Origin of the sequence: Catenibacterium sp. (assembly GCF_052354645.1) — a bacterium.
Taxonomy (GTDB): Bacteria; Bacillota_I; Bacilli_A; order Erysipelotrichales; family Coprobacillaceae; genus Catenibacterium; species Catenibacterium mitsuoka_A.
The window spans coordinates 1-11,537 of record NZ_DAWDDM010000034.1; the positions used below are offsets into that span (position 1 = coordinate 1).

The window sequence follows — 11,537 nt, forward strand, 5'->3', positions numbered from 1 at the left end:
GAAGAAAAGCTACAACATCAGATTGATGAAAAAGTAGCCGAACTTGAAAAAATTGCAGCTATGTCTGCACAGGAAGCAAAAGCTGAACTCTTTAAACAAGTAGAACAGCGTATGGAGACTGAAGTCACTGCTTATATCAAAGAACAAGAAGATGAAGCAAAGACTAAAGCTTCATTATTTGCAAAGGATATTATTGCGAATGCCTTGAATCGTTATTCTCAGGAAGAAGTCATTGAACGCACAGTCAGTGTAGTAGCACTTCCAAGTGAAGAAATGAAGGGGCGTATTATCGGTCGTGAAGGTCGTAATATTAAGGCAATTGAAAATGCGACTGGTGTTGATTTAATTATTGATGATACTCCAGAAGTGATTACATTATCATGTTTTGATCCAATTCGTCGTGAAGTGGCTCGTTTATCACTTGAAACACTTATTCATGATGGACGTATTCAGCCAGGACGTATTGAAGAAGTAGTCGCTAAGACTAAGAAGGATTTAGATGATACTATTTTAAAGGCAGGGCAGGATGCTGTCTTTGAATTAGGACTATCAAAAATGAACAAAGAACTTGTCATGATGATTGGTAAGTTAAAATATCGTACAAGTTATGGTCAGAATGCTTTACAGCATTCAATCGAAGTGGCTCATTTTGCCGGTATTATGGCCTCTGAACTTGGATTAAATCAGCAGCTTGCTAAACGTGCTGGTTTATTACATGACTTAGGTAAAGCAGTAGACCATGAAATGGAAGGAAGTCATGTTGAATTAGGTGCTAAATTCGCTAAGAAATTTGGGGAAAATGCGACTGTAATCAATGCGATTGAATCTCATCATGGTGATGTTCCAGCAACATCTATCATTGCAGTACTCATCTCTGCGGCAGATACATTATCAGCTGCAAGACCTGGTAGTAGAAGTGAAAAAATTGAAAATTATATCCAGAGACTTGAAAAACTTGAAGAATTGCCTAAACAGTTTGAAGGTGTGGATAAGGTATTTGCTATCCAGGCAGGTCGTGAAATTAGAGTTATCGTTAATCCAGAAAAGATTGATGACTTAAAAGCACATAAGCTTGCAAGAGATGTCAAAGAAAAGATTGAAACCGAACTCACTTACCCAGGACATATTAAAGTAACTGTGATCCGTGAGATTCGTGCTAATGAAATAGCTAAGTAGATAGGGTCCAACCTATCTACTTTTTCTTTAAGGATGTGAATAAAATGAATATATTATTTATAGGAGATATTTTTGGCAAGACAGGACGTAAAATGATTGCGACCTATCTACCGAAAATTGTAGAAAAATATAGTGTTGAATGTGTCATTGCGAATGGTGAGAATACAAGCCATGGTAAAGGATTATTACAGAAACATTATGATGAATTACTGTCTTATGGTATTTCTTTAATTACTATGGGAAATCATACGTATTCAAAGAAAGAAATCTTTGATTATATTGATGAAGCGGACAAGCTAATTGTCCCACTCAATAAGCCACTTGCAATGCCAGGAGTAGGTTCTAGAGTCATTGAGGTAAAAGGTAAAAAAATAAGAGTGACTAATTTACTTGGCCTTACTTTTATGGATGGAAAACCTCAAAATCCATTTGAAGCTATTGAGCCTGTATTAGAAAATGATAACAGTGATATCCATATCATTGACTTCCATGGTGAAGCAACAAGTGAAAAAATAGCCTTTGGTTACTATGTAGATGGACGTGTCAGTGCAGTATTAGGTACTCATACACATGTTCCTACAGGTGACGAAAAGATTCTCCCAAAGGGCACAGCTTTCCAATGCGATGTTGGAATGACTGGACCATATGAAAGTGTTATTGGGTGTGAAAAAGAAGCAATCATTGAACGTAGTGTTAAGGGTATTATGACACCTTTTAGAGTTGTTGAAGATGAAGGACAGCTTTGTGCAACATTGCTTCATTTTGATGGAAACAAGTGTACAAACATTGAAAGAATCAGAATTGATCCACAGGTAAAGTTTAAGTAAAAACAAAAGAAAGCGTCTTCACATTTTGTAAAGAATACAGTATAATAGTTCTAGTTATTGAAGGAGGACAATTTTTTTATGGCTAAATGTAAAATTTTAATGCAGACTGCACAGGTGCAGAAGCTAGTTACTTTTTTTGATGGATATAAGGATGATAAGGTAGAATTGAAGTATGTAAGTAAAGCTGGTATTAAGGCTACTTTCGAATGTGAAACAGAATTATCACCAGAAGATGCTGCTGCACATTGTAAGTCTTTATTCAAGAAGACTCCAGAAGGAAGTTATATGTACTTCTCAATCCAGCCTGATGGATTCTTTGGATAAGAGTAATTTTAAGGCACAGGTTAAACCCTGTGCTTTTTTTGATAGAAAGGGGATCTTATGGATATAAATGTGATTATTGGACAGATGGTTGTATTATTTGTGTTGATGGGTTTAGGCTTTTTATTATATCGAGTAAATATTTTAGATTTGAATACAAATAGTAAACTCACATCTCTAGTTTTATCGGTCACGACACCATGCATGGTATTGAATTCTGTATTATGCACAGAAAAATATAGCGACTCAAAAACAATTTTCACTATTTTAGGTATTGCGGTCATTACTTATGTTATTACACCTTTTATTGGATTGTTTATTAATAAATTGTTACATGTCCCAAGTAATCAAACAGGTCTTTATGTCTTTATGACAGTATTTTCTAATATTGGCTTTATTGGTTATCCTATTATGAAAGCTATATTTGGAAATGATTCTGTTTTCCATACATCTTTATTTGGCATGGTATTTAATATTATGTTATTTACTTTAGGTGTCTATTTGATTGGAATTGGGCAGCAGGGAAATAATAAACTCAATTTTAAGAATTTGATTACACCGGGTGTGATTTGTTCTTTCTTAGCACTTATTCTCTATTTATTGCATATAAGAGCACCTAAGATTATCACAGACTTTACAGGTATGGTAGGAGATATGACAACACCTCTCGCGATGATTATTATCGGTGTCACACTTGGGGCAATGAATATTAAAGATGTATTTAATGAGCTACGTGTTTATATTTATACAATAATAAAGCAGTTAATTTTCCCTGTCATTGCTTATCCTGCAATTGCATTTTTAATCAAAGATAGTTATCTAAGAGGATTGACTTTGATTATGTTATCTATGCCAGTAGGAAGTTCTGCAGTATTATTTACGAATAAATATGGCGGAGACAGTGGGTTAGCAGCCAAGACAATATTTATGACAACATTAATATCCGTTTTCACTATTCCATTTGTTGTCTATATGTTTTTAATTTAAAACTTTTACCCCTATTTAGGGGGTTTTTTTTATGAGGGGTATTTGTTATAATGGTGTCGAAAAGGAGCGTTTATGAAAGATTATAGTAAATATTTTAAAGGTCCTTCTTTAAAAGATGAACGTTCTAGAGGTCGTACTGAAGTACAGCATTTAGATGATGCATTTGAGATTCCTGCAGATATGGTGGGAATTGGCAAAGGACAGACATATTATATCCAGACTTATGGATGTCAAGCGAATGAAAGAGATACTGAAACATTATCTGGTATCTTAGAAATGATGGGGTATACTCATACTGATGAAGTAAAACAGGCAGATGTTGTATTATTAAATACATGTGCTATTAGAGAAAATGCGGAAGAAAAAGTATTTGGTAAGATTGGTTACTTGAAGAATATCAAGAAGACTAGACCAAATCTAATCTTTGGTGTATGTGGCTGTATGGCACAGGAAGAAGTAGTTGTGAATAAGATCTTAGAGAAATTCCCTCAGGTTGATCTTATTTTCGGTACACATAATATCCACCGTCTTCCAGTTTTATTAAAACAGGCAATGTTAGAAAAAGAACTTGTTCTTGAAGTCTGGTCTAAGGAAGGGGATGTTATTGAAAATCTTCCAAGTCATCGTGCCAATAACTATAAGGCATGGGTGAATATCATGTATGGATGCAATAAGTTCTGTACTTATTGTATTGTCCCTTATACAAGAGGTAAGGAACGTTCTCGTGAATTAGATGAAATTATCAAAGAAGTAGAAGAATTAAAGAATAGTGGTTATAAAGAAATCACATTACTTGGACAGAATGTTAATTCTTATGGTAAGGATTTAAATAACGGTACTGACTTTGCAACATTATTAGAAGCTGTCGCAAAGACTGGTATTGATCGTATTCGTTTTACAACAAGCCATCCTTGGGACTTTAATGCGGATATGATTGATATTATCGCTAAGTATGATAATATCATGCCTTCTATTCATTTACCTGTTCAGTCGGGGAATGATGAAGTTTTAAAGCTTATGGGTAGACGTTATTCAAAGGAAAGCTACTTGAAACTATTTGATATGATTAAAGAAAAGATTCCTGATTGTACTATTACAACAGATATTATTGTTGGTTTCCCTAATGAAACAGAAGAACAATTCCAGGATACTTTATCTTTATATAACTATTGTAAGTATGATTTAGCTTATACATTTGTTTATTCACCTAGAGAAGGCACTCCAGCTGCAAAGATGGAAGATAATGTTCCTCTAAGTGATAAGGAACAGCGTTTATATCGCTTAAATGAATTAGTGAATAAGTACGCCAATGAAGCAAATCAGAAATACTTAGGACAGGTTGTTAAAGTACTTGTAGAAGGTCCTTCTAAGAAGAACCCAGATGTTTTATCAGGTTATACAGAACATAACAAACTTATTAACTTTAAAGGTGATGCTTCAATGGTTGGTCAGATTGTAGATGTTCGTGTAACTGAAGCAAAGACATGGGCGTTAACTGGAGAACAGCTTGAATCAAATAACTAAGAATAAAGCAAATTCTTTGAATCAGTTGATTCTAAATGATCCTCTTATTCAGGAATTTAAGAAGTATGAAAAGACTTTAAGAGAACATCCTGAATTATTATCTTTGGAAGATGAAATCAAACAAGAGAGCCAGATTATTCTTAAAAAGAAGGCTCTTGGTGAGTTAACTGATGAAGAGTTAAAAGCCTATCAGGACAAAAAAGAATACTTTGAGAATCATCCTTTGATTGTCAATTATTTGAATCTAAAAAGTGAAGTTAATGATTACCTTATACAAGTTGAAACAATCATCAATGAAGAATTATTAAAAGCTATTGACTAAATGTTTTTAAATGTTTATTATTGAACTAATTTATATAAAAAGGAGATTATTATGGCACATATTTTTAATGAACCCTCACACACTTTTAATGAATATTTATTAATTCCTGGTTATTCTAGTGAAGAATGCCAGCCACAGAATGTTAGTTTAAAGACACCTTTAGTTAAATTCAAGAAAGGTGAAGAACCAGCACTTTCATTAAATATCCCTCTTGTATCTGCAGTTATGCAGGCTGTATCTGATGATGGTATGGCAGTTGCTTTAGCAAGAGAAGGTGGATGTTCATTTATCTACGGTTCACAGACAATTGAATCACAGGCAGCAATGGTAAGACGTGTTAAAAACTATAAGGCAGGTTTCGTAGCAAGTGATTCTAACTTAAGCGCTAATGATACATTAGCAGATGTTCTTGCACTTAAAGAAAAGACAGGTCATTCTACTATGGCTGTTACTGAAGATGGTACAGCAAATGGCCGTTTAGTTGGTTTAGTGACTGGTAGAGATTACCGTGTCAGCCGTATGGATGAAAACGAAAAAGTTGTTGATTTCATGACACCTTTTGATAAGTTAGTATGCGGACATAAAGATATTACTTTAAAAGAAGCAAATGATATTATCTGGGAAAATAAATTAAATGCTTTACCAATTATTGATGATGATAACAGACTTCTTTATTTCGTATTCAGAAAGGATTATGAATCAAGAAAATCAAATCCTAATGAATTATTAGATGAATCTAAACGTTATGTAGTTGGTGCTGGTATCAACACTAGAGACTTCGCAGAAAGAGTTCCTGCATTAATTGAAGCAGGTGTAGATGTATTATGTATTGACTCTTCTGAAGGTTACTCAGCTTGGCAGGCTAACACTATTGCATGGATCAGAGAACATTATGGTGATACTGTAAAAGTTGGTGCTGGTAACGTTGTAGATGGTGAAGGATTCAGATTCTTAGCAGAAGCTGGTGCTGACTTTATCAAGATCGGTATCGGTGGCGGTTCTATCTGTATCACTCGTGAACAGAAAGGTATCGGTAGAGGTCAGGCTACTGCAACTATTGAAGTGGCTGAAGCAAGAGATGCATATTTCAAAGAAACTGGTATTTATATCCCTATCTGTTCAGATGGTGGTATCGTTCATGATTATCATATGACTTTAGCTTTAGCTATGGGTTCTGACTTTATCATGTTAGGTCGTTACTTCTCTCGTTTTGATGAATCACCAACTAACAAGGTAAACATCAACGGTCAGTATATGAAAGAATACTGGGGTGAAGGTTCTGCACGTGCTAGAAACTGGCAGAGATATGACTTAGGTGGAGATAAGAAGCTTTCATTTGAAGAAGGTGTAGATTCTTATGTACCATATGCTGGTAGCTTAAAAGATAACGTTGGTTTATCATTAAGCAAGATGAAACATACAATGTGTAACTGTGGTGCACTTACAATTGCTGAATTACAGGAAAAAGCAAAGATCCAGCTTGTGTCTGCTACTTCAATTGTTGAAGGTGGCGCACATGACGTATTGTTAAAGGATTCTTCAAATTCAGGTAACAGATAATAGGAGGATGGAAGGGATATTATTCCTTCCATTTTTTTGACTTTAAGGGGAGTATTTATGCAAATTAATAAAGAAAGACTTGTTCAGACATTTTGTGAAATGGTATCTATTGATAGTGAATCTTATCATGAAAAGAAGATGAAAGACTATTTAATGAATATTTTTAAAGAGTGTCATATGGAATGCATAGAAATGCCTATAGAAGGCTTTGAAGCAGGTAATATTTATGCTGTATTAAAAGGCCATACAAACAAAGAACCTATTATCTTTTCAGGACATATGGATACTGTTTCACCAGGTAAAGGAAAACAGGCCATTATTCATGAAGATGGGCGTATTACAAGTGACGAGACAACAGTATTAGGTGCTGATGATGTAAGTGCTCTTGCTTCTTATATTGAAGCCATTCGTACAATAGAAGATAATGATCTTCCTCATGGAGATATAGAACTTGCTATTAGTGTGGCAGAAGAACCTTATGATGCAGGAAGTACTTATTATGACTTTAGTCGTATCAAGTCACGTATTGGTTATACATTTGATTTAGCAGGACAAGTAGGTCTAGCAGCCTTAGAAGCACCTTCTATTATTTCATTTAAGATTAATGTAAAAGGTAAAAGCGCTCATGCAGGTTTTAATCCTGAAGATGGAATTCATGCTTTAAAGATTGCAACAAGTGCTATAAATCGAATTCCTAATGGTCATGTCAATGATAAGACTACAGTGAACTTTGGTACAATTCAGGGTGGAGAAGGAAGAAATATTGTTCCTAGAGAAGTCGTTATTACTGGAGAAATAAGAAGTTTTGATCATCAGGATGCATTAAAATGGAGTAAACATATTCATACTGTTTTTGAAGAAGAAGCCATTAAAGAACATGCATCTATAGAGTATGATGATTATATACACATTGAAGCTTATAAGATCAATGAAGATGAAGAAGTTGTTGAACGTTTTAAAAATGCATGCCATAATCTTCAATTAACACCTCGTCTTATTTCTACTCATGGTGGATCTGATAATAATAGATATGTGAAAGAAGGCATTAGAGGAATAGTTGTGGCTTGTGCTATGAATGACTGTCATAGTGTAAGTGAATATACAACAATAGATGAATTAGAAAAGAGTGCTCTCTTAGCATTACATCTTATGATTGACTAAAAATATGCTATAATGAGAGAGTTAGGAGTGAGTATCATTTTGAAAAAAGAAAAGTACTCTCCCATGATGGAGAAATATTTAGAATTAAAAAAAGATCATCAAGATGCTATTGTGATGTATCGTATTGGTGATTTCTATGAAATGTTTTTTGATGATGCAGCTATTGCCTCAAAAGCATTAAATCTTGCGTTAACAGGTAAAAATGCAGGTGTTAAAGAACGCGTACCAATGTGTGGTGTACCATTTCATGCTGCAAGTGGTTATGTAGAAGAATTGGTCAAACAAGGACATAAGGTTGTTATTGTAGAACAGCTATCTGATCCTAAAGCCAAGGGTCTTGTAGAAAGAGGTGTTGTTCAGATTGTTACACCTGGTACTTTAATGGACTTTAAGTTAAACGAGAAGGTGAATAACTTTATTGGGGCTTTAGGTGTATTTGATTTCTCTTATACACTTGCTTATGCTGATTTATCTACAGGGGAATTTTATTGCTTAAACCTAGAAAAGAAGGAACATCTATTACGTAATAAGATTGAATCATTAGGTATTAAAGAAATCGTTGTAGAAGATGATTCTATTCATATTGATGGAGTGATGCAGTCTCCTTTTAAGAATGAAACAATTAAAGATAACTACAAGAAAATCTTTGATAATATCAATGATTTAAAACAAATCAAGGTCTGTGCTAATTTATTGAATTATTTAATTGATACTCAAAAGAGAGAATTAGAATATATTCAGACAATTGTAGAAGTTAAACAGGAAGATTATGTTTATATGGAAAGTGTCACAAAGAAGGCACTTGAACTTACTAAAAATGCGAATAATGAGAAATATGGCACACTATTATGGCTATTAGATCATACACATAGTGCAATGGGTGGTCGTTTATTAAAACAATGGATTGATCAGCCTCTTATTTCTAAAGAGAAGATAGAAGAAAGACTTGATCTTGTAGAAGTATTCATGGATAACCCTCTAGATAGAGATACAGTGACTCATATGATCAATGATATTTATGATATTGAAAAACTGGCTTCTAGAGTGGCTTTTGGAAATGTGAATGCGAGAGATTTAAAGTGGATCTGTTCTTCTTTGAAGAAAATTCCTGAATTAAAACAAGAACTACTCAGTCTTGATCATCCTAAATTGAATGAACAAGCTATGCAGCTTGTTGATTTGTCTTGTATTATTAATACAATTGATGAAGCAATTGTAGATGATCCACCTTTAGTTATTAAAGAAGGAAATATTATCAAGGATGGATACAATAAAGAGTTGGATGAATTACGTGATATTCGTAAGAACGGTAAGAAATGGTTAATGACTTTTGAAGAAAATGAAAAAGAACGTACAGGAATCAAAGGTCTTAAGATTGGTTATAACCGTGTCTTTGGCTATTATATTGAAGTCACTAAAAGCTATTTACCTTTAGTAAAGGATGAATTCAACTATACAAGAAAACAGAGTTTATCCAATGCAGAAAGATTTGTCACTCCAGAACTTAAAGATATGGAAAATAAGATTCTTTCAGCACAGGATAGAATCGCTGCATTAGAATATGAAATATTTACTCAGGTAAGACAATATATTAAGGGTTATGTACATGAAATACAGGATGTTGCAAAGATTGTAGCTAGGATAGATGTATTTAGTACATTTGCTGATGTATCAAGCTATAATCGTTATGTACGTCCAACATTTAATGATGATCATATTATTCAAATAGAAGAAGGAAGACATCCTGTAGTAGAAAAAGTCATTCCTGAAGAAAGTTATGTAAAAAATGATATATCTTTAGGACAGGATGCAAGAATTATGTTGATTACAGGACCAAATATGGGTGGTAAATCAACTTATATGCGACAGATGGCTTTAATTATGATCATGGCACAAATTGGATGCTTTGTTCCTGCAAAAAGTGCAACTCTTCCAGTCTTTGATGCAATCTTTACTCGTATTGGTGCGAGTGATGATTTAATTAGTGGTCAGTCTACATTCATGGTAGAAATGCTGGAGGCTAATAATGCCTTGAAATATGCGACTGAAAACTCACTTATTATATTTGATGAAATAGGTAGAGGAACAGCGACATTTGATGGTATGGCTTTAGCTCAGGGCATTTTAGAATATATTGCAAGCCATAATCATTCATTGACTTTCTTTTCAACACATTATCATGAATTAACACGTATGGAAGGCACTTCTATTAAGAATGTTCATGCAGGTGCTGATGTATCTAGTGATTCTATTCATTTCCTATATCATATTGAAGATGGCCCCTCTGGTCAGTCATATGGTATCAATGTTGCTAAACTCGCAAAATTACCTGATGAAGTTATTGTACGTGCAGATGCCATATTAAAATCACTAGAAGACAATAATATTGAAGAAAAATTACAAAATATTGAAGTGACACCAGTTATAAAAACAAGTGCTGTAGAAGAAACACTCAAAGGCATTGATCCGATGAGTCTCTCACCACTTGATGCATTAAGTACATTAATTGAATTAAAGAAAATGTTGTAGGAGAAACTATGGGACATATTAGACAATTAAGTGAAAATCTAGCCAATAAGATTGCAGCAGGCGAAGTTGTTGAACGTCCTGCAAGTGTTATTAAAGAGTTGACAGAAAATAGTATAGATGCTAATGCTAAAAGTATCACTATTCTAGTAGAACAGGGTGGTACAAGCAAGATGTGTGTGATTGATGATGGTATAGGAATGAATCGTGCGGATGCACTTCTATGCTTTAGTCGTCATGCAACAAGTAAGATTGTAGATGAAAATGATTTATTTAATATCACTACATTAGGCTTTAGAGGAGAAGCTATTCCTTCTATTGCTTCTATTAGTGTCTTTACTCTTGAAACAAACAATGGCGAAGAAAATACAAAAGTAGAATATGAATTTGGAAAAAGAAAAAATGTAGGTAGTGTGGCAATGAATCGCGGTACGAAGATCACGGTAGAACGTATCTTCCAGAATGTACCTGCTAGACTTAAATATATGAAGTCTATTAATGCGGAATTCGCAGCTATTTATTCTTATGTAGAGCGTCTAGCCCTCGCTCATCCAGAAATATCTTTTACACTTATTCATGACCATAAAACAATATTCAAAACAAATGGAAGAAATAATTTATTAGAAGTTATTAGTGAAATTTATGGCATTCCTGTTGCAAAAAATATGATTCATGTTGATTTTGGCAATGAAGAGTTTCATGTGGCTGGTTATATATCTAAAATTGATACATCTCGTTCTTCAAAGAATCATATTGTTACTCTAGTGAATCATCGCTATGTCAAGAATATGAAAACAATTAATACAATCAATGAGGTTTATCGTCGTTATTTAGCTGATAAACGTTATCCAATTGCAGTGTTAGAGATTGATGTAGATCCATATCTTGTAGATGTAAATGTTCATCCAGCAAAACTAGAAGTACGTTTCTCTAAAGAAACAGAATTAAAGGAATTACTACTTAAGGGTTTGGAAGAGGCTTTATCCAAAAAGAATCTCACTTATAAGCCATCTACTAGAGAAACAGAAAAAGCATCCTTCAAACCAAGTCTTGCACAGATGACTATTCCTCTTGATGAGGTTTTTGAAGAAGTCAAAGAAGAACCAGTTATTGAAACTGATCATGAAGAAATG

The 11,537-nt window shown here is 33.9% G+C and carries 10 protein-coding genes; all 10 read left to right on the forward strand.

All coding sequences use genetic code 11. The features are described 5' to 3' along the window. Positions 1-1,176: ribonuclease Y (gene rny / locus ACT8VG_RS02750; protein ID WP_444195154.1), on the forward strand; the 1,176-nt coding region annotated here is incomplete at its 5' end. A 44-nt stretch (positions 1,177-1,220) separates the two neighbouring features. Further along, on the forward strand, positions 1,221-2,003 hold the full coding sequence (locus ACT8VG_RS02755) for a TIGR00282 family metallophosphoesterase (protein ID WP_217106684.1): 783 nt from the start codon (positions 1,221-1,223) through the stop codon (positions 2,001-2,003). A 78-nt stretch (positions 2,004-2,081) separates the two neighbouring features. Continuing rightward, positions 2,082-2,327, forward strand: coding sequence for a hypothetical protein (locus ACT8VG_RS02760; RefSeq protein WP_022424184.1), 246 nt, complete (start codon positions 2,082-2,084; stop codon positions 2,325-2,327). A gap of 57 nt (positions 2,328-2,384) precedes the next feature. Beyond that, complete coding sequence (locus ACT8VG_RS02765; protein ID WP_117459259.1) at positions 2,385-3,311, forward strand: AEC family transporter; 927 nt, start codon at positions 2,385-2,387, stop codon at positions 3,309-3,311. 72 nt (positions 3,312-3,383) lie between these two features. Beyond that, on the forward strand, positions 3,384-4,835 hold the full coding sequence (gene miaB / locus ACT8VG_RS02770) for a tRNA (N6-isopentenyl adenosine(37)-C2)-methylthiotransferase MiaB (protein ID WP_444195155.1): 1,452 nt from the start codon (positions 3,384-3,386) through the stop codon (positions 4,833-4,835). Then, the gene (locus tag ACT8VG_RS02775) at positions 4,819-5,157 is read left to right on the forward strand and encodes a YlbF family regulator (protein WP_187012521.1); all 339 of its coding nucleotides are present in this window, start codon (positions 4,819-4,821) and stop codon (positions 5,155-5,157) included. The genes miaB and ACT8VG_RS02775 overlap by 17 nt, the downstream gene beginning before the upstream one ends. A 51-nt stretch (positions 5,158-5,208) precedes the next feature. Then, complete coding sequence (locus tag ACT8VG_RS02780; protein ID WP_117459262.1) at positions 5,209-6,717, forward strand: IMP dehydrogenase; 1,509 nt, start codon at positions 5,209-5,211, stop codon at positions 6,715-6,717. 57 nt (positions 6,718-6,774) lie between these two features. Beyond that, complete coding sequence (locus tag ACT8VG_RS02785) at positions 6,775-7,878, forward strand: M20/M25/M40 family metallo-hydrolase (protein WP_217106687.1); 1,104 nt, start codon at positions 6,775-6,777, stop codon at positions 7,876-7,878. A gap of 63 nt (positions 7,879-7,941) precedes the next feature. Continuing rightward, the gene (mutS, locus tag ACT8VG_RS02790; protein WP_444195156.1) at positions 7,942-10,407 is read left to right on the forward strand and encodes a DNA mismatch repair protein MutS; all 2,466 of its coding nucleotides are present in this window, start codon (positions 7,942-7,944) and stop codon (positions 10,405-10,407) included. Positions 10,408-10,415: 8 nt separating this feature from the next. Then, the coding region (mutL, locus tag ACT8VG_RS02795) for a DNA mismatch repair endonuclease MutL (protein ID WP_444195157.1) at positions 10,416-11,537 on the forward strand (1,122 nt) is incomplete at its 3' end.